27 protein-coding genes, 1 tRNA gene and 1 riboswitch are annotated in these 24976 nt (G+C 66.7%); of the genes, 16 read left to right on the top strand and 12 right to left on the bottom strand.

The window, feature by feature from the left end; genetic code table 11:
• Positions 1-47: 47 nt before the first annotated feature.
• The 13 genes from U8326_RS14700 to cobU all read left to right on the top strand — a co-directional run bounded on the left by U8326_RS14700 (position 48) and on the right by cobU (position 10133).
• The gene (locus tag U8326_RS14700) at positions 48-1022 is read left to right on the top strand and encodes an iron ABC transporter permease (RefSeq protein ID WP_324743628.1); all 975 of its coding nucleotides are present in this window, start codon (positions 48-50) and stop codon (positions 1020-1022) included.
• On the top strand, positions 1016-1810 hold the full coding sequence (locus tag U8326_RS14695) for an ABC transporter ATP-binding protein (protein WP_324741131.1): 795 nt from the start codon (positions 1016-1018) through the stop codon (positions 1808-1810). Before U8326_RS14700 ends, U8326_RS14695 begins: the two co-directional genes overlap by 7 nt.
• A 100-nt stretch (positions 1811-1910) precedes the next feature.
• Positions 1911-2507 carry a phytanoyl-CoA dioxygenase family protein gene (locus U8326_RS14690; RefSeq protein ID WP_324741129.1) on the top strand — a complete coding sequence of 199 codons (597 nt, stop codon included), beginning with the start codon at positions 1911-1913 and terminating at the stop codon, positions 2505-2507.
• 24 nt (positions 2508-2531) lie between these two features.
• A riboswitch (cobalamin riboswitch) is annotated at positions 2532-2726 on the top strand.
• A 139-nt stretch (positions 2727-2865) separates the two neighbouring features.
• A complete protein-coding gene (locus tag U8326_RS14685; protein ID WP_324741127.1) occupies positions 2866-3423 on the top strand; it encodes a hypothetical protein in 558 nt (185 codons plus the stop codon).
• On the top strand, positions 3420-3584 hold the full coding sequence (locus U8326_RS14680; protein WP_324741125.1) for a hypothetical protein: 165 nt from the start codon (positions 3420-3422) through the stop codon (positions 3582-3584). The genes U8326_RS14685 and U8326_RS14680 overlap by 4 nt, the downstream gene beginning before the upstream one ends.
• Complete coding sequence (locus tag U8326_RS14675; RefSeq protein WP_324741123.1) at positions 3569-3976, top strand: DUF1636 domain-containing protein; 408 nt, start codon at positions 3569-3571, stop codon at positions 3974-3976. Before U8326_RS14680 ends, U8326_RS14675 begins: the two co-directional genes overlap by 16 nt.
• The gene (gene cobT, locus U8326_RS14670) at positions 3973-4986 is read left to right on the top strand and encodes a nicotinate-nucleotide--dimethylbenzimidazole phosphoribosyltransferase (RefSeq protein ID WP_324741121.1); all 1014 of its coding nucleotides are present in this window, start codon (positions 3973-3975) and stop codon (positions 4984-4986) included. Before U8326_RS14675 ends, cobT begins: the two co-directional genes overlap by 4 nt.
• Positions 4983-5552 (top strand): histidine phosphatase family protein, encoded by a 570-nt coding sequence (locus tag U8326_RS14665; protein WP_324741119.1) that lies wholly within the window; start codon positions 4983-4985, stop codon positions 5550-5552. Before cobT ends, U8326_RS14665 begins: the two co-directional genes overlap by 4 nt.
• Positions 5549-6268: an adenosylcobinamide-GDP ribazoletransferase gene (locus U8326_RS14660; RefSeq protein ID WP_324741117.1), complete on the top strand. Its 720-nt coding sequence runs from the start codon at positions 5549-5551 to the stop codon at positions 6266-6268. Before U8326_RS14665 ends, U8326_RS14660 begins: the two co-directional genes overlap by 4 nt.
• On the top strand, positions 6265-7248 hold the full coding sequence (locus U8326_RS14655) for an aminotransferase class I/II-fold pyridoxal phosphate-dependent enzyme (protein ID WP_324741116.1): 984 nt from the start codon (positions 6265-6267) through the stop codon (positions 7246-7248). Before U8326_RS14660 ends, U8326_RS14655 begins: the two co-directional genes overlap by 4 nt.
• Complete coding sequence (cbiB, locus tag U8326_RS14650; RefSeq protein WP_324741114.1) at positions 7241-8179, top strand: adenosylcobinamide-phosphate synthase CbiB; 939 nt, start codon at positions 7241-7243, stop codon at positions 8177-8179. The genes U8326_RS14655 and cbiB overlap by 8 nt, the downstream gene beginning before the upstream one ends.
• Complete coding sequence (locus U8326_RS14645) at positions 8167-9630, top strand: cobyric acid synthase (RefSeq protein WP_324741113.1); 1464 nt, start codon at positions 8167-8169, stop codon at positions 9628-9630. The genes cbiB and U8326_RS14645 overlap by 13 nt, the downstream gene beginning before the upstream one ends.
• Positions 9627-10133: a bifunctional adenosylcobinamide kinase/adenosylcobinamide-phosphate guanylyltransferase gene (gene cobU / locus U8326_RS14640; RefSeq protein WP_324741111.1), complete on the top strand. Its 507-nt coding sequence runs from the start codon at positions 9627-9629 to the stop codon at positions 10131-10133. The genes U8326_RS14645 and cobU overlap by 4 nt, the downstream gene beginning before the upstream one ends.
• An 18-nt stretch (positions 10134-10151) precedes the next feature.
• Here cobU and U8326_RS14635 read toward each other — a convergent pair.
• Together U8326_RS14635 and U8326_RS14630 are read right to left on the bottom strand one after the other, a co-directional pair.
• Positions 10152-10236, bottom strand: a tRNA-Leu gene (locus U8326_RS14635).
• Positions 10237-10410: 174 nt separating this feature from the next.
• On the bottom strand, positions 10411-10692 hold the full coding sequence (locus U8326_RS14630; protein ID WP_324741109.1) for an integration host factor subunit beta: 282 nt from the start codon (positions 10690-10692) through the stop codon (positions 10411-10413).
• A 286-nt stretch (positions 10693-10978) separates the two neighbouring features.
• Between U8326_RS14630 and U8326_RS14625 the strand changes: the two genes are divergently transcribed.
• Together U8326_RS14625 and U8326_RS14620 are read left to right on the top strand one after the other, a co-directional pair.
• Positions 10979-12547, top strand: coding sequence for a peptide MFS transporter (locus U8326_RS14625; protein WP_324741107.1), 1569 nt, complete (start codon positions 10979-10981; stop codon positions 12545-12547).
• A 42-nt stretch (positions 12548-12589) separates the two neighbouring features.
• Positions 12590-13348 carry an NnrU family protein gene (locus tag U8326_RS14620; RefSeq protein WP_324741105.1) on the top strand — a complete coding sequence of 253 codons (759 nt, stop codon included), beginning with the start codon at positions 12590-12592 and terminating at the stop codon, positions 13346-13348.
• Here the strand turns inward: U8326_RS14620 and U8326_RS14615 are convergent.
• The 10 genes from U8326_RS14615 to rpe form a co-directional block, all read right to left on the bottom strand.
• Positions 13332-13466 carry a hypothetical protein gene (locus tag U8326_RS14615; protein WP_324741103.1) on the bottom strand — a complete coding sequence of 45 codons (135 nt, stop codon included), beginning with the start codon at positions 13464-13466 and terminating at the stop codon, positions 13332-13334. The genes U8326_RS14620 and U8326_RS14615 overlap by 17 nt on opposite strands.
• Positions 13463-13963, bottom strand: a complete 501-nt coding sequence (locus tag U8326_RS14610; protein ID WP_324741101.1) for a type II toxin-antitoxin system VapC family toxin — start codon at positions 13961-13963, stop codon at positions 13463-13465. Before U8326_RS14610 ends, U8326_RS14615 begins: the two co-directional genes overlap by 4 nt.
• Positions 13956-14810 carry a hypothetical protein gene (locus tag U8326_RS14605; RefSeq protein WP_324741099.1) on the bottom strand — a complete coding sequence of 285 codons (855 nt, stop codon included), beginning with the start codon at positions 14808-14810 and terminating at the stop codon, positions 13956-13958. Before U8326_RS14605 ends, U8326_RS14610 begins: the two co-directional genes overlap by 8 nt.
• 117 nt (positions 14811-14927) lie before the next feature.
• On the bottom strand, positions 14928-15908 hold the full coding sequence (locus U8326_RS14600) for an IS1595 family transposase (protein WP_324741097.1): 981 nt from the start codon (positions 15906-15908) through the stop codon (positions 14928-14930).
• A 295-nt stretch (positions 15909-16203) separates the two neighbouring features.
• Complete coding sequence (locus U8326_RS14595) at positions 16204-16929, bottom strand: dienelactone hydrolase family protein (protein ID WP_324741095.1); 726 nt, start codon at positions 16927-16929, stop codon at positions 16204-16206.
• Between the two features lie 176 nt (positions 16930-17105).
• Entirely contained in the window at positions 17106-19040 is a 1935-nt protein-coding gene (dxs, locus tag U8326_RS14590; protein WP_324741094.1) for a 1-deoxy-D-xylulose-5-phosphate synthase, read from the bottom strand.
• Between the two features lie 53 nt (positions 19041-19093).
• Positions 19094-19579 carry a Fur family transcriptional regulator gene (locus U8326_RS14585; protein ID WP_324741093.1) on the bottom strand — a complete coding sequence of 162 codons (486 nt, stop codon included), beginning with the start codon at positions 19577-19579 and terminating at the stop codon, positions 19094-19096.
• A gap of 328 nt (positions 19580-19907) precedes the next feature.
• Positions 19908-21497 (bottom strand): bifunctional phosphoribosylaminoimidazolecarboxamide formyltransferase/IMP cyclohydrolase, encoded by a 1590-nt coding sequence (gene purH, locus U8326_RS14580; RefSeq protein ID WP_324741092.1) that lies wholly within the window; start codon positions 21495-21497, stop codon positions 19908-19910.
• A gap of 6 nt (positions 21498-21503) precedes the next feature.
• Positions 21504-23318, bottom strand: a complete 1815-nt coding sequence (locus U8326_RS14575) for a heparinase II/III family protein (RefSeq protein ID WP_416385536.1) — start codon at positions 23316-23318, stop codon at positions 21504-21506.
• Positions 23319-23398: 80 nt separating this feature from the next.
• Complete coding sequence (gene rpe / locus U8326_RS14570) at positions 23399-24067, bottom strand: ribulose-phosphate 3-epimerase (RefSeq protein WP_324741090.1); 669 nt, start codon at positions 24065-24067, stop codon at positions 23399-23401.
• Between the two features lie 395 nt (positions 24068-24462).
• On the opposite strand from rpe, the gene U8326_RS14565 reads away from it, so the two are divergent.
• Positions 24463-24975 carry a DUF2141 domain-containing protein gene (locus U8326_RS14565; RefSeq protein WP_324741089.1) on the top strand — a complete coding sequence of 171 codons (513 nt, stop codon included), beginning with the start codon at positions 24463-24465 and terminating at the stop codon, positions 24973-24975.
• Position 24976 lies beyond the last annotated feature (1 nt).

Below are 24976 nucleotides of genomic sequence, written 5' to 3'. Positions count from 1 at the left end.
GCGAGGTTATCGTGAACAGCACTCCACTCCCTGATGCGCGGCACCCGCTGCTAGTGCCCCTGCTGCTTGTCCTGCTGGCCGTCGCCGCCTGCTCGTCGCTGGCACTGGGGCCGGTGGGGCTGTCGCCCGGCTGCATCCTCGGCGCCCTTGCCGGGCAGGGGGACCGGATAGCGGAAGCGATAGTCATCGACCTGCGCCTGCCCCGCATGGCGATCGGCATTCTGGTCGGAGCGATGCTGGGCCTCGCCGGCGCGGTCCTGCAGGGCTATCTGCGCAATCCGCTGGCCGAGCCATCCGTGCTGGGCGCATCGAATGCAGCGGCGCTGGGCGCGGTCATGGCGCTCTATTTCGGGCTGGCCGAATGGCATGTCGCCATATTGCCGATCCTGTCGATCATCGCCGGGCTGGTGGCGCTGGGCCTGCTGTTCGGCCTTGCCGGACGATCGGAAAGCCCGCTCACCTTGATCCTTGCGGGAATCGCAGTGTCCACCCTGGCCGGCGCGGGCATCAGCCTCGCCCTGAACCTTTCCGCCAACCCCTTCGCCGCCATGGAAATCATGACCTGGCTGCTCGGTTCGATCGAGAACAGGTCGGTCGAGCATATCTGGATCGCCTTGCCCTGCATCGCCGTGGGTTGCGCCTTGCTGCTCACCGGCGGCCATACGCTCGACGCATTGAGCCTGGGAGAAGACGGCGCCAGATCGCTGGGCATCGACCTGGGCAGATCGCGGCTTCGCATCCTCTTCGGCGTCGCCATCGGGGTGGGCGGCGCAGTGGCCGTATCGGGCGCGATCGGCTTCGTCGGCCTGATCGTGCCCCATCTGATACGCCCCTTCACCGACCGCAGCCCCTCCGCCCTGCTGCTGCCTTCCATGCTGGCAGGCGCCGTGCTGCTGACGCTGGCCGATATCGCCGTGCGCATCATTCCTTCCGTGAACGAGCTGAAGCTGGGCGTCGTCACGGCCTTCCTGGGGGTTCCGGTCTTCCTCCTCCACCTGATGCGGGAGCGGCGGCTATGGTGACGATCACCCTGGACGCGGTGGATGTGGCGCTGGGCGGGCGCGGCGTGGTCAAGGGCGCGAGCGCGAGGCTCGATCCGGGCCAGATGATCGGGATCATCGGCCCCAACGGTGCCGGGAAATCCACGCTGGTGCGCGCGATGCTGGGCCTCACGCCCCTGGCGGGCGGCGCGATCCTGATCGACGGCCAGCCGATCGAACGGATCGCCCGGCGCGACATCGCCGCGAAGCTCGCCTATCTGCCGCAGGGCCAGACCCTGCACTGGCCGCTCTCGGTGGAACGGCTGGTGGCGCTGGGCCGCCTTCCCCATCTCGGCCCGCTCTCGCGCATCACCGCGCGGGACATGGCCATCGTGGAACAGGCGATGCTGCGCGCCGACGTGCTGGAGCTGCGCCGCCGCTCCGCAATCGAGCTGTCGGGCGGGGAGCGGGCACGGGTGATGCTGGCCCGGGCGCTGGCCGTCGGGGCGCCCGGCCTGGTGGCGGACGAACCGCTCGCCTCGCTCGATCCCGGCCATCAGATCGACGTGATGGAAATGCTCGCGCGCGAAGCGGCCCACGGCGCGCTGGTGATCGCCGTGCTGCACGACCTGACCATGGCGGCCCGCCATTGCGACAGGCTGCTGCTGATCGACAAGGGAAGGCTGGTGGCGGACGGCGCGCCTGCCCACGTCCTCACGCCCGAACGGCTGGATGCGGTCTATGGCATCAGGGCCCTTGTCCAGGCGGCGGGAAGCGCCCCGGTGATCGTGCCGCTCGAACGGATCGAAAAGAGGGAACCCGCATCATGAGCAAGGCGCTGTTCGAACGCGATGGCTATGCGGTGGTGCCCCTGTTCGACCCCCCCTGATCCGCGAGGCGGAGACCGACATTGCCGAACATGTCGACCGGATGGCGCGGGCGCTCTACCTGCCGTTCGGCAAGAGCTGCCCGGAGGAACCGCTTGCCACCCGGCTCGACCGTATCTGGCAGGAGGATCGCAGCCTGGCCAATCTGCTGCGGATCGCGATCTGCACCGATGCCCATCGCGGGCCGCGCCTGCGAGCGGTCGCCGATGCGCCCGAACTGGCACTAGCCGCCGCGCGACTTGCCGGGAGGCCGCTGGATGGCCGGGTGGTGCGGGTGCGGGCCGGCATCCGCGCCTTTCCCGAACATCTGCACGATTGGCATTCCGACGTGGCGCGCGACGATGGCACGCGTTGCGGCGGCGTGCGGATCACCGCCTGGATACCGCTGAAGGACACCGGGCCCGGGGAAGGCGGGCTGGAGCTTGTCCCGGGCCGGCGCAACGCGCCCTTGCCGCATCGGGAGGACCGGGCCTTCTCGATCGCGGAAGACTCCCTGGCCGGCATGCCGCGCATCCGCCCGGATTGCCCCGCGGGTTCCGTCCTGTTCCTGGATCGCTTCACCCCGCATCGCAGCCTGCCGGTCGAGGGTTCCGCCCGTTTTGCGCTCGTGATCTGGATGAAGGGCGCGCCGACCGCTTGATTGACGCAATCGAGCCCGTGGTCTAACCCTGCGGCTGCGACAGGTTCCCCGGAAACGGGGATTAAAACGGGAACGGGATGAAGAACCCCGGCTGCCCCTGCAACTGTGAGCGGAGAGCCTCGTGCCATACGCCATTGGGATCCTTGCGATCCTGAGAAGGCGGCACGAACCGGCGACGACCCGCGAGCCAGGAGACCTGCCTATCGCCGTCGTCTTTCGCGCGGACAGGGTGTGCCGGGCGGACGGGGGTGAACCCGAATGACGACAAAACCGGACCGCATCGCGCGGGGCTGGTCGCATGCCTTGCACGGCGTCGACCGCTCGGGGCGGAGGCGGTCCTTTGTCGAAGGGTTCTGCGATGTATGCAAGATATGACGGATCATCGAAGCCGGGCGCATCCGCCCTCTGGATCGCGCTGCTGACGGCAGCCAGCACGGCGACCACCTATGTGCTGGCCTGCGCCACGCCATTCCCAGCTTTGGCGGCGCTCGCCGCCTTGCATATGCGGGAACGGGACGGGCTGGCCCTGATGGCGCTCGCCTGGATCGCCAGCCAGATCGTCGGCTTCGGCCTGCTCGGCTATCCCCACAGTTCCACGACCGTCGCCTGGGGGCTGGCGCTGGCGGTCGCGGCGCTCGTTTCAGCGGGCGCGGCCTATCTGCTGCTTCCCCGCCTGCGCCTGCGCTCCATGTGGTCCCGGCTGGCTGCGGCCTATGTCGTGGCGTTTCTCGCGTTCAAGGCCGCGATTGCCCTGTGCGGCCTCGCCCTGGGGGATCTGGCGTCCGCGCTCGATCCGGCCATCGTGCTGGCTCAATTCATGCGCAACGGCGCGATCCTGCTCGGATTGTTCCTGCTCTATCATGGTCTGGTCGCCCTGGGCGTGCCGGCCGCGCGGGGCGGATTGGCCACCGCATGACCTGGCCATCGGACAGCGAAATGGCGCAACTTCGCCACCGGATCGGCGAATTGGAAGCGGAGAACCGGAGATTGCGCGATCTGGTCGCCGCCATGCGCCATGACCGGGCGGAATATCAGGAACTGCTGCGCCGGGAGATCAGGCAATGCTCCGCCGTGTAGACGACCGCCCCGCGATAGTGGCCTGCAGCACCTGCCGCCTTTCGGAAAATGCGCGGGAGGACGGACGGGGGCAGCGTGGCGGGGCGCTGCTCGCGCAGGCTCTGCGCGCCGTGCAGGCTTCCGACGAGCGCTATGCCGGGATCGCCATCCAGGACATGCCATGCCTCTTCGCCTGCGGGGATTTCTGCACCGTGCATCTGCGCGCGCCCGGCAAGATCAGCTATGTACTGGGCCGCTTCGCCCCGGACGAGGAAGCCGCCCGTGCTATCCTCGACTATGCCGCGCATTATGCGGCCAGCGAGTTCGGGCAAGTCCGCTTTGCGGATTGGCCGGAGGGCGTGAAAGGCCATTTCATCACGCGTTCTCCGCCGGAAGGCTTCGTCTCCGAATGAGCTTCGCATCCATCGGCGCGTTCGAAGCCGCCCTTGCAGATCTGACCCTGCCGGACGATGCGGCCATCGCGGTGGCGCGGCATCGCCAAGCGCAGTTGACCAAGCCCGCCGGGTCGCTCGGCCGGCTCGAGCGGATCGCATTGTTCTTCGCGGGCTGGCAGGGGCGCGAACGGCCCGGCATTCGGCACGCCCAGGCCGTGGTCTTCGCCGGCAATCATGGCGTCACACAGCGGGGGGTCAGCGCCTTTCCGGCCTCGGTGACAGCGCAGATGGTGGCGAATTTCCGGGCCGGAGGCGCGGCCATCAACGCCCTTTCCCGCAGCGCGGGCCTCGATCTGAAGGTCGTGGCGCTCGACCTCGACCGCCCGACCGCCGATTTCACCGAACGACCCGCCATGACCGAGGCGGAATGCCTTGCCGCCCTTTCCGCCGGGGCGGATGCCGTCGAGCCGGGGTTGGACCTTCTGGTGCTGGGCGAAATGGGCATCGGCAATTCCACCGCCGCCGCAGCCGTGGCCGCGCGCAGTTTCGGCGGGGACCCCTCGGAATGGGTGGGGCCCGGCACCGGCGTCGACGCGGAGGGGATCGCGCGCAAGGCCGGGGCAGTCACTGCGGCCCTCGCCCTGCATGCAGGCGCTCCGCGCAACCCGTTCGAAACGCTGCGTCGGGTCGGCGGCCGGGAAATCGCCGCCATCTCCGGCGCGATCCTGCGCGCGCGGCAATTACGCATTCCGGTGATGCTGGATGGCTTCATCTGCTGCTCCGGCATCGCGCCGCTGGCCGCCGAAGTTCCGGCGATCACCGATCACTGCCTTGCCGGCCACTGCTCGGCCGAGCCGGGCCACGCCCGGCTGCTCGACCGGCTCGATCTCGAACCGCTGCTCAAGCTCGAGATGCGCCTTGGCGAAGGCAGCGGCGCGGCGCTGGCGGTTCCTGTCGTCCGCGCGGCGCTGGCCGCCCATGGCGAGATGGCCACTTTCGCGGAAGCGGGCGTGTCGGCTTCGCCATGAGCGGCTTCCTTCTCCACCTGATGCGGCATGGCCCGCCGGAAACCCCCGGCCGGTTGATGGGCCGAACCGATGGCGAGCCGACGGCGGAAGGCATCGCGGCCTGTGTCGAGCAGGTCAGCGAGCTTGCCTTCGATGCGATCATCGCATCCGATCTGCGCCGGGCCGCGCTGGCCGCACAGGCAATCGCCGCTGCCCGCAATCTCCCGGTGCGGACCGATCCGCGCTGGCGCGAACTGGATTTCGGCGCGTGGGACGGCTTGCCCACCTCGCAGGTGGAACCCTCCGCCATCGGGCGCTTCTGGGAAGACCCGGATCGGTTCCCTCCTCCCGGGGGCGAGCGCTGGTCGTCGCTCGTCGCGCGGGTTTCCTCCGCGCTGGAGGAAATGCCTGCCTGCCAGACGCTGGTCGTCACCCATGGCGGGGCGATCCGCGCGGCGCTTGCATCCCTGCTGGGCTTCGATCAGCGCCAGCTCTGGGCCTTCGACCTGCCCTGCGGCGCGGTCCTGTCGCTGCGCATCCGGCAGGGCACGCCGCCTTCCGCCCAGATCATGGGCCTGTGGCAATGAAGGGCCTGATCGTCGCCATCCAGTTCCTGACCCGGCTGCCGACGCCGCGTCTCACCGTGTCCGGCGCCGAGTTTGCCGCCTCGATGCGCTGGTTTCCCGCGGTCGGCCTGATCCTGGGCGGATTGATCGCGGGCGCGGCATGGCTGGGAATGCGCATCGATCCATGGGTGGGCGCGCTGATGGCCCTGACGGTCTGGACCGGCGTTACCGGGGCGCTTCACCTCGATGGGCTGGGCGATATCGCCGATGCCGGCGGCGCGGCGCACAAGGATCGCGAAAGGCTGCTGGCGGTGCTGGCCGATCCCCATGTCGGCAGCTTCGGCACGGTGGCCATCACCCTGCAATTGCTGGCCAAGCTGGTGCTGCTCCATGCCCTGCTGGATCGGGGCCTGCTGCCAACCTTGGTGCTGGTGCCCTTCGCGGCCCGCGTCGCACCACTGATCTGGACGATCTCGCTGCCGCCGCTCCATCAGGGGCTGGGCGCTCGTTTTCGCGGCGCGATCCGCCCGTTCGACCTTGCGCCATGGGCCATCGCGCTGGCAATCGCCGCATGGTTCGCGCCCGCAGTGCTGGCGATCCTGCCGTTCATCCTCGCCTGGGGGTGCTGGCTCCGCCACCGCATCGGCGGCATTTCCGGCGACGGCCATGGGGCCGGGATCGAACTGGCCGAAACCGCGCTGCTGTTCGCCCTGATCGCCTGGCATCGCCTGGCATGAGCAGCCCCTGGACATGGCATGGCGGGGGCCTCTCCGCCGCCCGCGCCCATTTCGGCGATGGCCCCCACCCGTGGCTGGACCTCTCCACCGGCATCAATCCCCATGCCTGGCCGGGCGCGAGCGACATGGCCATCGAGTGGCGGCGCTTGCCCGAGGAAGCCGATCTGCGCGCGCTGGAAGAAGCCGCCGCAGCCCATTTCGGAACCGATCCCGACCATGTCTGCGCCTTGCCCGGCACAGAAATCGGGCTGCGCCTGACAGGCGGAATACTGCCCGGGCCGGCGCGCTATATCGCCCCTTCCTATCGCACCCATGGGGAGATATTCGACGAGGCGACGCCGGTTGCGCGCGACAAGCTGGCAATAGCCGGCGATGCAACGGTGATCCTTGCCAATCCGAACAATCCGGACGGCCGCATCACGGAGCGTTCCACATTGATCGCTATGCTGGAACGGCAGGACCGCGCGGCATGGCTGATCCTCGACGAAGCCTTCGCCGATGCCGACCCCGCCCACAGCATGGCGCCTTATATCGCGGATGATCGCCGGATGATCGTCTTTCGATCCTTCGGCAAGTTCTTCGGCCTTGCCGGATTGCGGCTCGGCTTCCTGCTCGGCCCTCGCCCGGTCATCGCGAAAATGCGGCGAAAGCTCGGGGCCTGGCCGGTGTCCGCAGCCACCATCGCCATCGGGACCGCCGCCTACCGTGACCGGGGCTGGATAGACGGGATGCGCGCGCGCCTTTTCGTCGAAGCGCAGGCGCTGGACGCGGCGCTGGCCAACAGCGGCCATGATCCGATCGGGGACTGCCCCCTGTTCCGGCTGATCGAAACCGAGGATGCGCAGGCGCTGTTCGAGCGCCTGGCCCGACAGGCGATCCTGGCCCGCCCCTTCGACTACGAACCGCGTTGGCTGCGCTTCGGCCTGCCGGGCAGCGAGGCGGGGCTGGCGCGGCTTGCCTCCGCGCTCCGGCATGGCTGAGCCGGTCGCCCTCGCCGCGTTGGCGCTGGATGCCGTGCTGGGCTGGCCAGACGCGGTCTATCGCCGCATCGGCCACCCGGTCGGCCTGTTCGCAAGGCTTATCCAGGCCTGCGAGCGAGGCTGGAACCGCAGCCGCTTCAGCAATGCCGCGCGCCGGGGGCTTGGCATTCTGACGGTCGCCCTGCTGATCGCATTCGCGGGCGGGGCCGGATGGGCGCTGACCTGCCTCTTTCACCGCGCGTTCGGCGCATTCGGATGGGTTGCGGTCGCAATGGCGGCATGGCCGGCGCTCGCCCAGCGGAGCCTGTTCGATCACGTCCGGCCAGTCGCCCGGCACCTCGGCCGGGGAAATCCGGAGGAGGCCAGACATGCCGTAGCGATGATCGTGGGTCGCGATACGCGGCATCTGGACGAAGCCAGCATTGCCCGCGCCGCCATCGAAAGCCTGGCCGAAAGCTTCTGCGACGGAGTGGCCGCGCCGCTGTTCTGGCTGCTGGTGGGCGGATTGCCGGGCATCTGGATCTACAAGGCCATCAATACGGCGGACAGCCTGATCGGCCACAAGGAGGAACGCTGGCGCTGCTTCGGCTGGGCCGCCGCGCGCGCGGACGACCTGCTGAATCTCGCTCCGGCGCGGATCGGCGGCGTGCTGATCTGCCTGGCCGGCGGTGGGGGATGGCGCATCATGCTGCGCGATGCCCGCAAGCACGCCTCGCCCAATGCGGGCTGGACGGAAGCAGCGATGGCGGGAGCTTTGCATGTTCGCCTGGCCGGGCCGGTGGCCTATGATGGAATCATGCATGACAAGGAATGGATCGGCGGCGGGGAAGCGGGCGCCACAGCCAGTCATATCGACGGCGCCTTACGCATCTATCTGCGCGCCTGCCTGCTTCTGTGGATCATCGCGGGAGGCATGGCGTGGGCGCTCTGATGCTGCAGGGCACGGGCTCGGACGTCGGCAAGTCCGTGCTGGTGGCGGGCTTGTGCCGCGCCCTCGCCAATCGCGGGCTTTCCGTCCGTCCGTTCAAGCCGCAGAACATGTCGAACAATGCCGCCGTCACCGTCGACGGCGGCGAGATCGGGCGCGCGCAGGCGCTGCAGGCGCTCGCCTGCCGGGCGGAGCTTCATACGGACATGAATCCGGTCCTGCTGAAGCCTCAGGCGGACCGGACATCGCAGCTTGTCGTGCATGGGCAAGTGCGCGGAACGCTGGGCGCCAGCAATTTCCGCGAGGCCCGCCGCGCGCTGCTGCCCGAAGTGCTGGCAAGCTATCGGCGCCTGCAGCGGCAATGCGATATCGTGGTGGTGGAAGGGGCCGGGTCCCCGGCGGAGATCAACCTGCGCGCGGGCGACATCGCCAATATGGGCTTTGCCCGGGCGGCGGCAGTGCCGGTCGTGCTGGTCGGCGATATAGATCGCGGGGGCGTGATCGCCGCGGTGGTCGGCACCCGGGCCGTGCTCGACCCGGCCGATGCGGCCATGATCCGGGGCTTCATCGTCAACAAGTTCAGGGGCGATCCCGCCCTGTTCGAGGATGGCTATCGCCAGATCGAAACCCTGTCGGGGTGGCGCGGCTTCGGCGTGGTTCCGTGGCTGGCCACCGCCGCGCGCCTGCCGAGCGAGGATGCCGTGGTGCTGGAACGCAGGCGCACCTCATCGCCCGGTTCGGTCCGGATCGCCTGCCCGATCCTGCCGCGCATCGCCAATTTCGACGATCTCGATCCGCTCAAGGCGGAAACCCGTGTCGAACTGCTCATGGTGCCGCCGGGGCAACCCATTCCGGCCGATGCCGATCTGATTGTCCTGCCCGGCTCCAAGGCCACCATCGCGGACATGAATGCGGTGCGCGCGCAAGGCTGGGACGTCGACATCCTGGCCCATCACCGCCGGGGCGGAATGATATTGGGCATATGCGGGGGCTACCAGATGCTCGGCAGGCGCATCGCCGATCCGCACGGCATCGAAGGGCCGGCCGGGGCGGTGGACGGGTTTGGCCTGCTCGACGTCGAAACCATCCTCACCGGATCGAAGGCCTTGCGCGAAGTGCATGGAACCGCGCTGCGCGCGCGCTTCGCCGGCTATGAAATGCATCTGGGCGAAACCCACGGCCCGGATCGCGCCCGCCCCCTCGCGGCGCTGGCCGACGGGCGGACGGACGGCGCGACGAGCATGGATGGGCAGGTGATGGGGTTCTATATCCATGGCGCATTGGCCAGCACCGGCCTGCGCGCCGCGCTGCTGCAAAGGCTGGGCAGCGCATCGGATGGCGCCGATCATGCCGCCGCAGTGGACGGCGCGCTAGACCTCATAGCCAACGAACTGGAAAGCCATCTCGACATCGAGGGCCTGCTGAAACTGGCAAGGGAAGGAATTGGCGGATGACGTCGCTTCTGGTGATCGGCGGCGCGCGCTCCGGCAAGAGCCGCTACGCGCAGCGGCGCGCCGAGGAAAGCGGGCTGGCGCCGATATTCATCGCCACCGCCCAGGCCTTCGACGAGGAGATGGAAGCCCGCATCGCCTGTCATCGCTCCGATCGCGGCACGGCATGGCAAACCGTCGAAGCGCCGCTGGACCTGCCCCAAGCCATCGCCGCCCATGCCGCCCCGGACCGCGTGCTGCTGGTCGATTGCCTGACTCTGTGGGTGACCAATCTGCTGCTGGGCGAGCATGACATCGCCGCGGCTGCGGACCGGCTGCTCGATGCGATCAAAGCTGCCCGCGGCCCCACGATATTCGTGAGCAACGAAGTCGGCTGGGGGATCGTGCCGGAGAACGCGCTGGCGCGGCGCTTCCGGGATGAAGCCGGGATCGTCAATCAGCGCGTTGCCCAGGCGGTGCAGGAAGTTCAGCTAGTGGTTGCCGGGCTGGCCGTCACGATGAAATGAAAGGGCCGGAAGCAGCGCTGGTGCGGGCGGCGGGACTCGAACCCGCACGAGCAAGGCTCAGGGGATTTTAAGTCCCCGGCGTCTACCATTCCGCCACGCCCGCATTGTCCGGCGCCGGATGACAGCCGATCCCGCGCAGCTAGCGGGTCCACGGGCGCATCGCAATGGCGCTTCCGGCGCCCGATCCAGGGGGGCGGAAGCCGGAACGGAAAATCATGCCCTCCGGCAAGACTGCCCCAAAGATGCTTCCAACCGGCGCCCGGCCAGTCGCCCGACCTCAATCGGAGTTGAGCCGTTCCCGCATTTCCTTGCCGGCCTTGAAATAAGGCGCGAGCTTTCTCGGAACGTCCACCGCTTCCCCGGTGCGCGGGTTGCGGCCCTTCCGGGCATCGCGCTGGCGGGTGGAGAAGGCGCCGAATCCGCGCAGTTCCACGCGCCCGCCCTCGGCGAGCCGGGCCGATATCTCCTCGAAGAAGATATCGACGACCTGTTCCACTTCTTCCGCGCGCAGTTCGGGATTTTCCCGCGCCAGCGCCTGTACAAGTTCGGACCGTATCATTTTTCTTGCACTCCTGGATGCTTCCGGCCGGCGCGACCCGTTGGATAGCGCATCCCACGCCCCTCATCGACAACTGGCTGCTTATGGCAGCATAGCCTCCGATCTCGAAGCGCAGAGTGCCAGACTGGCGCGCGACTCGCAACGATATGTGCAGAAGAATGCATTTTTCCTGTTGCGCACCTCCTTCGGAAAAGGCTTCACAGGCGAATCCCAGTCGCTACTCTCACCGCGACATGGAGTTTCCCCGGGCGCGGGCCGCGCCTGGCAGCGCCGCGAAAGGAGCCGAATGACCGCAGATCTTGCGCAAGGCGGGGACGCCCGCGGCACCATACTGGGCCACCCCAAGGGGCTGTTCGTCCTCTTCTTCGCGGAAATGTGGGAGCGCTTCTCCTATTACGGGATGCGCGCGCTGCTGATCTTCTACCTGACGCAGCACTGGCTTTTCTCCGACAGCGAATCCGGCGTGATCTACGGCGCTTACACCGCGCTGGTCTATATCACCCCGGTGCTCGGCGGCTATCTGGCCGACCGCTGGCTGGGGCAGCGCAAGGCGGTGCTGTTCGGCGCGGTCCTGCTGACCTTCGGCCATTTCCTGATGGGGTTCGAGGGAGACGGCGGGCAGGGCGCCGCCGCGCTCAACATCTTCTGGCTGGCGCTGGCCTTCATCATCGTCGGCTCGGGCTTCCTCAAGGCCAATATCTCGGTGATCGTCGGCCAGCTCTATCCGCGCACCGATGTGCGGCGCGACGGCGCCTACACGATCTTCTACATGGGCATAAACCTGGGCGCCGCGCTCGGCTCGCTGCTGTGCGGCTATCTCGGGCAGACCTACGGCTGGAGCTACGGCTTCGGCGCGGCGGGCTTCGGCATGCTGCTGGGGCTGATCGTGTTCGTGGCGTTCAAGCCGCTGCTGATGGGGCGCGGCGAACCGCCCGCGCCGCTCTCCCGGGGCAGGGAGTTCTCGCTTTACGCCATCGGCACGCTGGCGGTGGGCGTCATCTGGCTGCTGATCCAGTATCAGGACGTGGTGGGCTGGATATTGCTGGTGGCCGGGGTGATCCTCGTCGGCCATGTCCTGTTCACGGCGGTGGTGCGGCTGCAGCCGGACGAGCGCGACCGCATCTTCGCCGCGATGTTCCTGATCGTCGGCTCCATCCTGTTCTGGGCGCTGTTCGAGCAGGCCGGATCGAGCCTCAACCTCTATACCGACCGCTATGTGGAGCGCGCGGGCGTGCCGGCCAGCATGTTCCAGTCGATCAACGCGATCTACATCGTACTGCTGGGCCCGGTCTTCGCCGGGCTGTGGACCTGGCTCGGCCGCCATGGGCTGGAGCCTTCGACCCCGGCGAAGTTCGGGCTGGCGATGATCCAGCTCGGCGCGGGCTTCCTGGTGCTGGTGGCCGGGGCCGCGCTGGGCGGGGACGGGGCGAAGACGGCCGTCATCTTCATCTTCCTGATCTATCTCCTCCACACCACCGGCGAGCTGTGCCTCTCCCCGGTCGGCCTGTCCGCCATGAACCGGCTGGCTCCGGCCCATATGGCCAGCCTTATCATGGGGACGTGGTTCTTCGCTTCCGCCACCGGCAATTTCGTCGCCGGGCTGATCGCCGCCGCCACCGGCTCGGACAAGGCGAGCAGCGCGGGGGCCGGGCGGCAGGTGGTGCTCGACGTCTACAGCCAGGTCGGCTGGATCGCGCTGGCCGCCGGTATCGGAGTCCTCGCCATTTCGCCACTCATCAAGCGGCTGATGCATCTCGATACGCTGGCCGAGGAGGACGCGGCCCACGGCCTGTTCGGCGAGGAGGAAACCGGCGAACCGCAAGCCGCGGGTGTGCATCCGCCGATAAAGGAGTAGGATAGGCGCCCGGCCGCCGGGAATCTCCGGGAGGAGGATGTGATGGAACCTGCGCTTGCCTCTCTGCTGGCGGCCAGTGCCGCCTTTGTCGGAACGCATTTCCTAATGTCGCACCCGCTGCGCCGGCCGATGGTGGGCCTGCTGGGCGAGAAAGGCTTCCTCGGCCTCTATTCGCTGGTCAGCCTGGCCTGCTTCGCCTGGATGGTGCTGGCCTTCCGCGCCGCGCCCGCCAGCGGCGGCACGGGCAGCGGCACCGCCGGATGGATCGCGGCCAGCGTGCTGACGCTGCTTGCGCTGGTGCTGTTCCTCGGCTCGCTGAAAGGCAATCCGGCCCTGCCCGACCCCACCGGCGCGATCAGCATTCCGCGCGAGCCGGCGGGCGTATTCCGCGTCACCCGGCACCCGATGATGTGGGGCTTCGCGCTGTGGGCGATCGCCCATATCATCCTGTTCTGGAGCGCGCGCACCCATGTGCTGGCCGGGGCGATCCTGATCCTGGCCCTGATCGGCGCCCGGCTGCAGGATCGCAAGAAGCTGAAGCTGCTGGGCGAGCGCTGGGCCTATTGGGAAAGCGAGGGCGATTATAGCGTTTACAAACCACGCAGCGTTGTGACCGCGGCGACGACCAAAACCAAAGCCGCCATGGCAATCAGACCCAGAACCACATTGCCCAATGTGCGGGATGTGCGACGTGAAAATCTGAAAAATCGTGGGTCATCCGCGACGGCGATCAGGAAGGCGGCAGATAGCAGTGTGCCGACAAGCCCACTTGCCATAGGCCAAGTCATTCCGGCTTTTTGACCGGCTTCTGCTTCACCAGCTTCTTCATCCGCTCGTCAAAGTGCTTCTCGTCGTCGTCGCACTCCAGGTCGCGCGCCGCTTCCTTGAACTTGTCGAGCTGGGGTTTCCGGTCGTTCAATTTCCCTCTCCTTCTCGGTTGAAGAGGTTTTCTCCGTCAATCATGGACGGCTTACAGATTTCCAATGGAAGCCCGTCTGCACGGTTGCAAACAATACCGAGCAGATCGCTAGAATCCCAAGTGTGGAGTTGATCGACGTTCCACTGAATCGCAGTCGCAAGATGGATGCCGTCGCTTGGCTTGCTCAATTTGGATTGGGACCGAAGCAGTGTCTTCGCGAGCCGAGCAATGACCAAATCGACTTGTGCAATGTAGACCCAATCTTGATTAAACAGGTCGTCGATTTTGTCGTCATTCTCCGGGGATAGGCCAGTTTTTCCACCCTCGCATTTTACCTTGTAGACTTCGGCAATGCAGAAAGCGCTTGTCCAGATCTCAATCTCACCGTGCTTGGCCTTCTCCCAAACAACTTCGAGTTCTTGCGCCTTGTCCGTTTCCCCGTTCAAGAGACCGAGCCACGCGCAGGCGTCCCAATACACCTTTTTGCGGTCAGTCATCGGAATACCCCCACAACTTATCGAGATGCTCGACTGGGGATTTTCCGCTTAACAGGTCGATTTCGCGTAGCTCTTTCAAATTTACATCTCGCGGCGACACATCTTCCATGTCTACCGCACTGACCCGCGAAATTTGGCCATCCCGGTCGTAATATATTCGACCCTTAACGCGGATACGCTTGTTCGTCCAAGCGTCAGCCCAACTATGCGCGGGCCCCACCTTAGCGGCCAGGTCGTCACTCAAGACGCAAGGAACAAGCGACCCGCTCAATCTATCCTTGATGTAGAGCGCAGGTTTGCCGTGGTAGGTGTCGGTTCGGCCGACATGGGCGTCAATCACCCCAAATTCAGAATGGCTCTTATCTTCAGTTTCAGCAGCGGCCTCGGCGCGTTCAAGAGACTTCAAACTAGCCCTGGCCGAACGTTCAACCAAGATGGTTTGGGGGGCGTCTTCCTCAAGAACAATTGCCGTCTTCCCAACCCCATTGAGGTTGCGACGCAGAAATTGCTTAGCGACGGAGGACTTCTGGCGAAGCCATGGCGACACTGAGCCCCCCTCCCGGAGCGCAGCCATATCGCGCGAGAATCGCTGCTTACCGCGATGAACTAGCGGGCCTGCTACGACTTCGGGGTCATCAGTGTATGCGACAGCAGTCACGGTGGCGGGAGAATTCTTGGATAGGTGTTCTAGCCGCCAGCGAATCTTCTCGCCTCCCGGCTCTTGCGAAATCGCAGCAGTCAGTAGCTCAAACGCATCCTTGAACTGGTCGAGCGTGTCGAACACCGTGAGAGGTCCATCCTCTCCGATGTTGGATTCTACCTGAATCGTGACACGTTCGGTGGTCATGCAGCACTCCGGTTATCAGAAGGGTAGCATGGCCAAAAAGCGTTGTGAATCGACTAATTTTTGGCGGTTTTCCGTGGTTTTCGCGATTTAGTCCGCCACCGGCTGCGATACCTCTTCTCAAGCTTCGATGCGGACACCTTCTGCGCTGTTAGTTGCTGTATAGGTCAACCGCTTGCCGACAATCCCGGTCAGCGCCGCAGTGGCGCGGTCGCTGTCGTTGCAGCCAAGGGCTTCCCGGTTGCTGTAGCGGAAGTCGAACTCCGCAAGGTAGCGATGCAGGTGCTGCTCGCCACAGTGCTGGTAGATGCCGCGCATGCCGCGCTTGAAGATTGAGAAGTAGCCTTCGACCGTGTTGGTATGGATTTCGGGCTGGCCCTTGCGGACATACTCGAAACCGGCATGCAGGACGCGGTTGTGCTCGGCAAACTCCTTGCCGACATTCCAGTAGAGCCGGGCTTCGTCCGTCATCAGGCGCGCTTCCTTGGCGATGTTGGCGCGCAGGATCGGGTGAATGTCCTTGGCGGTCAGGTTGGGGTCGGTGAACGAACGAACCTTGCCGGTCTCACGATCCACCAGCGCCAGCACCTTCATCTTGTGGCCGCCACCCTTCTTGACCGGCTTGCCCTTCTGGTGGCCGATGTAGGTTTCATCGACTTCGACCATGGTACCGTTGCCGCCGAACGGGGCAAGATCGCCAGAGCGCATGGCTTCACGAATACGGTGGGCGAGGAACCACGCCGCCTTGTAGCTGATTTCCAGAACGCGGTGGAGCTGGTGGGCGCTGATGCCCTTCTTGCTCGACATGATAAGGTGAACGGCCTGGAGCATGATATGCAGGGGCAGGCGGGCATGTTCGAACACAGTGCCCACCTTCACGGTGAACTGCTTGCGGCACTCGCCACACTTCTTGAGGCCGTAGCGGACATTGCCAGCGCGCTCGCCCTTACGGGTGTTATGAACAACGCCTTCCAGCTTGTAGACCCGACCGCCGACTACACCGCAATGCGGGCAGACGACGCCATTGGCCCAGACGATGCTTTCCAGATATTCGAAGGCGGCGGCTTCGTCGTGAAAGCGGGGATGAGAGAGAACGGACATGGAATTGCTCCTTGCCCATTTCTCTACCGGAATCGTGTGGGTTTGTAAACGCTATAATCGCCTATTAATGTCAAGATGAGGAACCGATTTAGGCCATCCTGCCAGAACGGCCCATCAGATCGAGAGCAATCCTTCCATCGAATCCAGCTGCTTATGCACTTGTTCCCGCAATTCCGTTCGGGCTGAGCTTGTCGAAGCCCGGCTTTCCTGTTTCCTATTTCAGAAGAAAGAGCGGTCCTTCGACAAGCCTGTCCTGAGCTTGGTCGAAGGGCTCAGGACGAACGGGGGCGGACTGCTACCCGAACACCTCTTCCAGCAGCGCCGCCATCTGCTTCCACGACCGCGCATCGGCCACCGCGTCGTAGCGGAGGAATTCCGGCATCCCGCGCGAATCGGCTTCGGGCGCGGTGAAGCTGTGCAGCACCCCACCGTAGAGATGCATCTGCCAGTCCACCCCGCCTTCGCGCATGAAGGATTCGAAGGCCGCGCGCTGCTCCGGCGGGATGCCCGGATCGTCGGCGCCGAGCAGGGCGAGGACCTTGCCCTTGATCGCCTTGGCATCCTGCGGCGACGTCACTTCCAGCCCGCTGTGGAAACCGATCGCCGCCTTGATGTCAGCGCCGCTCAAGGCAAGCTCGAAGGCCATGGTGCCGCCGAAGCAGAAGCCGATCGCTGCGATCCGGCTGGCGTCCACTTCCGGCCGGGCCGCCAGCGCGGCGAGTGGCTGGCGCACCCGGTCGCGCACCTTGGCCGCTTCGGTGCGCAGCGGCTGCAGCAGCGGCAGGACCTCTTCCAGCGCATCGATCACGGCGCCATTGCCGTGCAGGTCGCAGGCCAAGGCGACATAGCCGAACTCGCTGGCCAGGCGCTCCGCCCGGCCCTTGGCATGATCGCCCAGGCCGAAGGCTTCGGGGAACACCAGCACGCCCGGCCGCGGCCCCGCGCCTTCATTCCAGGCCAGATGCCCGACCATCGAAAGACCGTCCGCTTCGTAATGCAGCTGCTCCGTGCGTACCGCCATATTCATTCTCCCGCTGATGCCTGATGCGATGTGCGGTCGATTAACAAGGCGGGCGCGGATTGAACAGCGGGGAGTGGGAAGCCCGTTAGCGGATTACCCTTGATAGGCTGAAACGCTCGTCCTGAGCCTGTCGAAGGGCGAGCGGGTCTTGGTATCTGTATGCTGCAGTCCCGCCCCTAAGCCCGGGCTTCTTCCACCCCGGCGCTGTTGTGGCGCAGCGCCTTCAGCACCGTATCGACGATCTGCGGCGCGTTGAGCCCGGCCTCGTCATACTGCTTGTCCGGCGCGTCGTGATCCTGGAACAGGTCGGGCAGGCGCATGGTACGGATCTTCAGCCCGGCATCGGTCAGGCCCAGATCGCTCGCCATGGTCAGCACATGCGCGCCCATCCCGCCGATCGCCCCTTCCTCCATCGTCACCACCACTTCATGGCTGGCCAACAGGGCGCGGATCAGATCCTCGTCCAGCGGCTTGGCGAAGCGCAGGTCCGCCACCGTGGTGGCCAGCCCCCGGGCCTCGAGCTGGTCCGCCGCCTTCAAGGCTTCGGCCAGCCGGGTGCCGAGCGACAGCAGCGCGACCTTGCCGCCGCCCTTTTCGTTGCCGCGCACGATCCGGCCCCTGCCGATCTCGAGCCGCTGCGGAACCTCGGGCAGCGGCAGCCCGAGGCCATTGCCGCGCGGATAGCGGAAGGCGATCGGGCCATCGTCATAAAGGGCGGCGGTGTGCGTCATATGCACCAGTTCCGCCTCGTCCGCGGCGGCCATCACCACCATGTTGGGCAGGGTCGCCAGATAGGCGATGTCGAAGCTGCCGGCATGGGTCGCGCCATCCGCGCCGACCAGCCCCGCCCGGTCGATGGCGAAGCGGACCGGCAGGTTCTGGATCGCGACGTCGTGCACGACCTGGTCATAGGCGCGCTGGAGGAAGGTCGAATAGATCGCGCAGAACGGCCGCATGCCCTGCGCCGCGAGGCCGGCGGCGAAGGTGACGGCGTGCTGCTCCGCGATGCCCACGTCGAAGGCACGGTCGGGGAAGGCCTGCTCGAACTTGTCCAGCCCGGTGCCCGAGGGCATCGCCGCGGTGATGGCGCAGATGGTTTCGTCCCGCTCCGCCTCCGCGATCAGGGCCTTGGCGAAGACGCTGGTGTAGCTGGGCGGGCCGGCCGCGCCCTTCACCTGCTCCCCGGTGATGACGTCGAACTTCTGGACGCCGTGATATTTGTCCGCGCTCGCCTCGGCCGGGGCATAACCCTTGCCCTTCTGGGTCACGACATGGACCAGGCAAGGCCCTTCCTCCGCGTCGCGCACATTCTCCAGCACCGGGATCAGCTGGTCGAGATTGTGGCCGTCGATCGGGCCGACATAATAGAAGCCCAGCTCCTCGAACAGGGTGCCGCCCATCGCCATGCCGCGCGCGAATTCGTCCGTCTTCCTGGCGGCGCGATGCAGCGGTTCCGGCAGCTTGCGCGACAGGCGCCGCGCGAGGCCGCGCAGGCCGAGGAACTGGCGCGAGGACACCAGCCGGGCCAGATAGGCCGAAAGCCCGCCCACCGGCGGCGCGATCGACATATCGTTGTCGTTCAGGATCACCGCCAGCCGGTTGCCCGCCTGCTTGGCGTTGTTCATCGCCTCATAGGCCATTCCCGCGCTCATCGCGCCGTCGCCGATCACGGCAATGGCCTTGCCCGGCGCCCCCGCCAGCTTGTTCGCCACCGCGAACCCCAGCGCGGCGGAAATCGAGGTGCTGGAATGGGCCGCGCCGAACGGATCATATTCGCTTTCGCTGCGCTTGGTGAAGCCCGACAGCCCGCCGCCCTGGCGCAGGGTGCGAATCCGGTCGCGCCGGCCGGTGATGATCTTGTGCGGATAGGCCTGATGGCCGACATCCCAGATCAGCCGGTCATGCGGCGTATCGAACACGTAATGGATTGCCACGGTCAGCTCGACCACGCCCAGCCCGGAGCCGAGATGACCCCCGGTCTGGCCCACGGCGGCGATCATCTCGCTGCGCAATTCATCGGCGAGCTGGCGCAGCTGGGCAGGCTCCAATCGCCGGAGATCGGCCGGAGTCTTTACCTTGTCGAGCAGGGGAGTGGCCGGATTGGCAGTCATCAGCGGCGCTTACACGGCAATGGGTTTGCTGTCATCAATTGTGGAACGGCAGGTCAAAGCCCGGCGGATGCGGGCAGCGGCCCGCAGGAATTGCAGATTCCGCGCAGCTCCACCACCGGCCTGACATCGGCGAATCCCACTTTCTGCCCGGCCAGCCGCAAGGCTCCGGTCAGCTGATCGTCGTCCAGATGCACGGCCCGCCCGCAGCTGTCGCAGATCAGGTAGATGCAATCGTGCCGGCAGCCCGGATGGGTGTTGGCGAGATAGGCGTTGGAGCTTTCGATGCGATTGGCCAGATTCGTGCGCACGAACAGGTCGAGAATGCGGTAGACGCTGTTGGCGGCCACGCGCTTGCCGCGCCGCGCGGTCAGCGTTTCGGCGATGTCGTAGGCGGAAGCGGGGCGGGCGCGCTCGGCCAGCGCCTCGAAGATGTCCGCGCGCATGTCCGTCCACTGCTCGCCCGACGCCTCCAGCGCGCTGCGCGCTTCGGAAATCAGCTTCTTTCCGGAATGCTCGTGATGATGGTGATGGCCATTCATGCCGCCAACATAGTGGCAGGGCCGCTCCGGGGCAATCAGCCCGCCCGTAAATTGCGCGCGCCGATACCGGGGCGCTCCCCCGGCAAGCGCGCCCGCATCAGCCGAGCAACCCGCTGGCCTGGCCGACGATCTGCGCGCCGACCATCAACGCACCGGCGAAGAAGCCGATGGCGAAGGGGCGATAAAGGGCGGGTTCGAAAATGCCCATCGGTTCTCTCCGATCTGTCTCTGCTGGTGGCCATCTCTTGCAAGGGAGTCGCTGACGGTTCGCTGAACGGCGAGTGGCGCCCGCGTTCAGGCGCGCACCCCGGCAGCCCACGCAGGCGGATCAATGGCGGAAGTGGCGCATTCCCGTGAACACCATCGCCAGGCCCGCCTCGTCCGCGGCCTGGATCACTTCCTCGTCGCGGATCGAGCCGCCGGGCTGGATCACCGCCGTCGCCCCGGCTTCCACCGCCGCCAGCAAGCCATCGGCAAAGGGGAAGAATGCGTCGGACGCCACCGCGCTGCCCACGGTGCGCGGCTGCGCCCAATCGTATTTCTCCGCCGCTTCGGCCGCCTTGATCGCTGCGATCCGCGCGCTGTCGCGCCGGTTCATCTGGCCCGCGCCGATCCCCGCCGTGATCCCGTCCCTGGCATAGACGATGGCGTTGGATTTCACATGCCTGGCCACCGTCCAGGCGAACAGGCAGTCCTTCAGCTCCTGCTCGGTCGGCGCGCGCTTCGTCACCACCTTCAGCATGTCGCGCGTGACGTGGCCATTGTCGCGATCCTGCACCAGCAGCCCGCCCGCGATCACGACCTGGCTGACGCCGGCGCGGCGCGGATCGGGCAGGCCGTCGGTCAGCAGCAGGCGCAGGTTCTTCTTGCGGGCGAAGGCCGCGCGGGCCGCCTCGTCCGCGCCGGGGGCGACCACCACTTCGGTGAAGATCTCGCAGATCGCCTCGGCGGTGGGGCCATCCAGCGGGACATTGGTGGCGACGATGCCGCCGAAGGCCGACACCGAATCGCAGGCCAGCGCGTCGCTCCACGCTTGGAGCAAGCTGCCGCCCTGGGCCACGCCGCAGGGATTGGCGTGCTTGACGATCACCACCGCCGGGTCGCCGCCAGCGAATTCCGCAGCCAGCTCCAGCGCCGCGTTGGCGTCGTTGTAATTGTTGTAGGACAGCTCCTTGCCCTGCACCTGCTCCGCCTGGGCGACGCCGCTGCCGAACGGCGTTTCCGGCACATAGAGCGCGGCCTGCTGATGCGGGTTCTCGCCATAGCGCAGGGTCGAGACGAGGCGGCTGGCCATGGCGCGGCGGGCCGGGAACTTCTCGCCCTGATCCACCCGGGCGAACCACTGGCTGATCGCCGCGTCATAGGCGGCGGTGGCGGCGAAGGCGCGGGCCGCCATCTTCCTGCGGAAATCGAGGCCGGTCGCCCCGCCGCCGCGCTCCAGCTCCGCCAGCAGCTCGGGATAATCCGCCGGATCGGTCACGATGGTGACGAAGCCGTGGTTCTTGGCGGCGGAGCGAACCATAGAAGGCCCGCCGATATCGATATTCTCGATGATCTCCTCGCGCCCGGCGCCCTTGGCCACGGTCTGCTGGAACGGGTAGAGATTGACCACCACCAGATCGATCGCGCCGATGCCGTGCCGCTCCATCGCCGCGGCATGATCGGGATTGTCGCGCACCGCCAGCAGCCCGCCATGCACCATCGGGTGCAGCGTCTTGACCCGGCCGTCCATCATCTCGGGAAAGCCGGTGAGGTCGGACACGTCCTTCACCTGCAGCCCCGCGTCGCGCAGCGCATTGGCGGTGCCGCCGGTGGAAACCAGCTCCACCCCGCGCGCAGCCAGCGCCTGCCCGAGTTCGACCAAGCCGGTCTTGTCGGACACCGAAAGCAGCGCCCGCCCGATTTTCACATCTGACACCGAAAACTACCCCATTCTTTTCAGCAGCCAGGAGAAATTCCCCCCGCCGCGGGAAACCATCCCGGAAATCACCAATTGCTGGGTCGGATGCGGCCGCCCCTCGCCATCGACCCACAGGCTTTCCTCGATCGAAAGCTCCGCGCTGTCCATGGCGTTCGCCCCGCAGACGAATTGCCAATAGCTGCCGTCCGGCAGGGCCAGCCCGGCGCCCTTGCCGCTTTCGGCCAGGCCCAGCTCCACCCCGGGGGCGACATGGAAGCGAATCGCGAAACCCACCTTGCCCCGCTTGCCCCGGCGGCCCGCCGGGATCAATACATCCTCGCCGCGAAGTTCGGAGCCATCGTCGCGCAGGATCAGGATGCGGCGATGGACCAGGCCATAACGGGCGGCATAGCCGTCATGGCTCGCTTCCAGCCGCGTCGCCCCGCCGCCGTCCAGCTGGAGCAGACGCCGGTCCACCTCGACCTCGCCCACCCCGGTGCCCAGCTTGCCCTTGATCAGCACGGCGGTGGAATTGGCATCGTCCAGCACCAGGGTGGAATGCGCGGCGCTGGCCCGCAGCCCCTGCTCGATCCGCACCGGCACCTGCCCGCCGGCAAAGGACGCGCCCCCGCAATTGACGATCAGCCGATGCGGGCCTTGCGATAGCTCGAACGCCAGGGTCGATGCGCAGCCGGTTTTCGCATGGCGCGCCAGCGGCGGCGGCGCGGCATCGAATTGCAGCAGGCACTTGCCCGCCGAGACGCGCTGATAGCCCCATTGCCGGACCTCGCGCAGCGGGCGGGTGCGCACCCCGCTGGCTTCGATCACCGCGGCGATCCGGCCCTCCGCGACCGCGCCAGCGCCCTGCCAGGAACCCAGGCCGCCATCGCCATGCAGCAGGGCCAGCAGCGGCGGGACGAGGAAGGCTTCCATCGCGGCCAGCGCCTGCGGCGGATCGCGCCGGGTCGCGCGGTAGCAGGCGGCGAGATCGACCAGTAGGGTTATCGCCTCGATCTGGTCGAGCGGGCTGCGCGAGAGCACGCCGCCATCGTCGCCCACCAGTTCGCCCAGCGCGCGCACCAGCCCGGCCTCGCCGAACAGGCGGCGCGCCCGGCCATCGGGCAGCAGCAGCCCGGCGGCCGTGATCGCGCACCAGCCCGCCACTTCCTCGAGGCGGTTGCCCGCGCGGGTGACATTGCGGTCGAGCCAGCGGGCGGTTGTGGCCATGGCCGCCAGCGCCTGCTTGCGCAAATCGCGATCCTTCCCGGAAAGCAGCAGCGGCGCGTGAACCAGCCAGCTCAGCAGCCGGTGGCCGGCATGGCCGATATTCCAGGCTTCCCCCTTGCCGGGCGCGGGGTTGGCGTGAAGCCAGGCCGACAGGACCCGCTCCGCCGTGGGCGCGCATTGTTCGCGCGGACCGCTTGCCGCCAGATCGGCCAGCCAGGTGAAGCCATGCACGGCCCGCGCAAAGGGCGGGGTCAGATGCGCGGCGGGGGAAAAATCCATCTGCGCGATGGGCGCCTTCAACCCGTAGATCAGGAAATGCCCGGCCCGGAGCGCCACCCCGGCCACGCGATCGCCGTGAAGCGGGCCTTCCACCGTTGCCAGCAGCCTGGTCCTGGCGGGCTTGCGGAACGGAGCGGCAAGCGCCGGGCCGGGCACGCCGAGGCGATAGGCGAAGCGCAGCAAGCGTTCGCCCGCCCCGATCGCCGGAGGGGCGAAATCGGCCAGCGCCAAGGCCCGCCCCGGCTCGATCACGCGCTGCGCGGCCGCATCCTCGGCAGGTTCGGGCGCAATCACCAGCGGTTCTTCCTTGGGCGCGTCCAGCGGGATCGCCATGGCGCCTTCCCCGGCCGCGATGCCGGCGCGGCCCCGTTCATCGCCGCGCAGCGCCAGATGGCCCTGGGACGCGGCATCATTCATCCCCCGGCCCCCTTGAGAGCGGCGATATTGGCGGCATATCGTTCAGGCCCGCCCTTGAAGGTCGCCGATCCGGCAACCAGCACATCCGCCCCGGCATCGACGCATTGCCGCGCCGTTTCCGGGTTTATCCCCCCGTCCACTTCCAGGTGGATGGGCTTGCCGAGCCTGTCGATCATTCCCCGGATCGCCTCGATCTTGCGAAGCTGGCTGGCAATGAAGCTCTGCCCGCCGAAGCCGGGATTGACGCTCATCACCAGCACGAGGTCCACATCTTCGAGCAGGTAATCGAGCGCCGTTTCCGGCGTGGCGGGATTGAGCACCACCCCGGCCTTCTTGCCCAGTGCCTTGATCGCCTGGATGGTGCGATGGGAATGCGGCCCGGCTTCGGGATGGATGGTGATGATATCGGCCCCGGCCTGCGCGAATTCCTCCAGATAGAGGTCCACCGGGGCGATCATCAGATGCACGTCGAACGGCTTGCCGGAATGGGGCCGCAGCGCCTTGATAACGGCCGGGCCGATGGTGATGTTGGGCACGAAATGGCCATCCATCACGTCGATATGAATCCAGTCCGCGCCCGCCGCGTCCACAGCGCGCACTTCCTCCCCAAGCCGGGCGAAATCGGCGGAAAGGATCGAGGGCGAGATCAGGGGAAGGGCTGGCATTGCCGATATGGCCTATCCACCAGTGCTTGTAGCCACAAGCACGGAATCTCGCTTTTTCCACACAAGATATCGCAAACCCGCGCGCCAGGGCGCAACTGCGAAACGCTTTGGCGAAGCCGCCCCGATTCGGGGCATCGACGGCGCCGCCAGCCCCTGCCGTTCCGGGCAATCCGGCGGGATCGGAAAGGGGCAGGCCGCGCGCGATGCCGGAACGCCGCCGTCCGGCCGGCGTTCCTTAAGCCTTGCCCACGAATCAATTCAGGGCTTATTCAGCGCTTTACCGGCATCAGGGCAGTGAAGCAGGGACGAATTCCTGTCATGAAAGGGCAGAAAAGCGGAGCTATTTTCCCGGCGCCACGCGCTGCCGAAGGATGAAGATGAAAAAGGGGACCGCAATGCAGTCCAGATCGATAGCCGCCATCGCGATCGCCACCCTCGGCGCCGTGGGAGCCATGCTGGCGCCCGTCACCGCGCCCGCCATGGCGCAGAGCCAGTATCGCCAGCATATCGCCAACGATCTGAGCAAGTGCAGCCCCGGGCAAGGGCCGGCCGTGCGCGTGACGGTGAACGGCATCCGTTCGTCCAGCGGCATGATCCGGGTCCAGAGCTATCGCGGCACGGCGGCGGACTGGCTGCAGAAGGGCCGCTGGATCAACCGGATAGAAACGCCCGCGCGCAGCGGCAGCATGACCTTTTGCGTGCCCGTGCCGGACGCGGGGGTTTACGGCATCGCCGTGCGCCATGACACGGACGGGGACGGAAAGACCAGCATCTCCAGGGATGGCGGCGGCATGTCCAACAATCCGAGCCTCAACATCTTCAATCTCGGCAAGCCGAGCCACACCAAGACCGCCTTCAATGTCGGCAATGGGGTGAAGGCAATCCAGATCGACATGAAATACCGCTAGG

It is taken from the genome of Tsuneonella sp. CC-YZS046 (assembly GCF_035581365.1).
Classification (GTDB): Bacteria; Pseudomonadota; Alphaproteobacteria; order Sphingomonadales; family Sphingomonadaceae; genus JAWKXU01.
The sequence above is the reverse complement of the archived record's forward strand: the minus strand, read 5'-3'. Positions and strand labels throughout refer to the sequence as shown.

Bases quoted from the DNA above. Each gene is read 5' to 3' on its own strand.
- U8326_RS14695 (WP_324741131.1), top strand. From the start codon at position 1,016: ATGGTGACGATCACCCTGGACGCGGTGGATGTGGCGCTGGGCGGGCGC.
- U8326_RS14690 (WP_324741129.1), top strand. From the start codon at position 1,911: ATGGCGCGGGCGCTCTACCTGCCGTTCGGCAAGAGCTGCCCGGAGGAA.
- U8326_RS14685 (WP_324741127.1), top strand. From the start codon at position 2,866: ATGTATGCAAGATATGACGGATCATCGAAGCCGGGCGCATCCGCCCTC.
- U8326_RS14680 (WP_324741125.1), top strand. From the start codon at position 3,420: ATGACCTGGCCATCGGACAGCGAAATGGCGCAACTTCGCCACCGGATC.
- U8326_RS14675 (WP_324741123.1), top strand. From the start codon at position 3,569: ATGCTCCGCCGTGTAGACGACCGCCCCGCGATAGTGGCCTGCAGCACC.
- cobT (WP_324741121.1), top strand. From the start codon at position 3,973: ATGAGCTTCGCATCCATCGGCGCGTTCGAAGCCGCCCTTGCAGATCTG.
- U8326_RS14665 (WP_324741119.1), top strand. From the start codon at position 4,983: ATGAGCGGCTTCCTTCTCCACCTGATGCGGCATGGCCCGCCGGAAACC.
- U8326_RS14660 (WP_324741117.1), top strand. From the start codon at position 5,549: ATGAAGGGCCTGATCGTCGCCATCCAGTTCCTGACCCGGCTGCCGACG.
- U8326_RS14655 (WP_324741116.1), top strand. From the start codon at position 6,265: ATGAGCAGCCCCTGGACATGGCATGGCGGGGGCCTCTCCGCCGCCCGC.
- cbiB (WP_324741114.1), top strand. From the start codon at position 7,241: ATGGCTGAGCCGGTCGCCCTCGCCGCGTTGGCGCTGGATGCCGTGCTG.
- cobU (WP_324741111.1), top strand. From the start codon at position 9,627: ATGACGTCGCTTCTGGTGATCGGCGGCGCGCGCTCCGGCAAGAGCCGC.
- U8326_RS14630 (WP_324741109.1), bottom strand. From the start codon at position 10,692: ATGATACGGTCCGAACTTGTACAGGCGCTGGCGCGGGAAAATCCCGAA.
- U8326_RS14625 (WP_324741107.1), top strand. From the start codon at position 10,979: ATGACCGCAGATCTTGCGCAAGGCGGGGACGCCCGCGGCACCATACTG.
- U8326_RS14620 (WP_324741105.1), top strand. From the start codon at position 12,590: ATGGAACCTGCGCTTGCCTCTCTGCTGGCGGCCAGTGCCGCCTTTGTC.
- U8326_RS14610 (WP_324741101.1), bottom strand. From the start codon at position 13,963: ATGACTGACCGCAAAAAGGTGTATTGGGACGCCTGCGCGTGGCTCGGT.
- U8326_RS14605 (WP_324741099.1), bottom strand. From the start codon at position 14,810: ATGACCACCGAACGTGTCACGATTCAGGTAGAATCCAACATCGGAGAG.
- U8326_RS14600 (WP_324741097.1), bottom strand. From the start codon at position 15,908: ATGTCCGTTCTCTCTCATCCCCGCTTTCACGACGAAGCCGCCGCCTTC.
- U8326_RS14595 (WP_324741095.1), bottom strand. From the start codon at position 16,929: ATGGCGGTACGCACGGAGCAGCTGCATTACGAAGCGGACGGTCTTTCG.
- dxs (WP_324741094.1), bottom strand. From the start codon at position 19,040: ATGACTGCCAATCCGGCCACTCCCCTGCTCGACAAGGTAAAGACTCCG.
- U8326_RS14585 (WP_324741093.1), bottom strand. From the start codon at position 19,579: ATGAATGGCCATCACCATCATCACGAGCATTCCGGAAAGAAGCTGATT.
- U8326_RS14575 (WP_416385536.1), bottom strand. From the start codon at position 23,318: ATGGCGATCCCGCTGGACGCGCCCAAGGAAGAACCGCTGGTGATTGCG.
- rpe (WP_324741090.1), bottom strand. From the start codon at position 24,067: ATGCCAGCCCTTCCCCTGATCTCGCCCTCGATCCTTTCCGCCGATTTC.
- U8326_RS14565 (WP_324741089.1), top strand. From the start codon at position 24,463: ATGCAGTCCAGATCGATAGCCGCCATCGCGATCGCCACCCTCGGCGCC.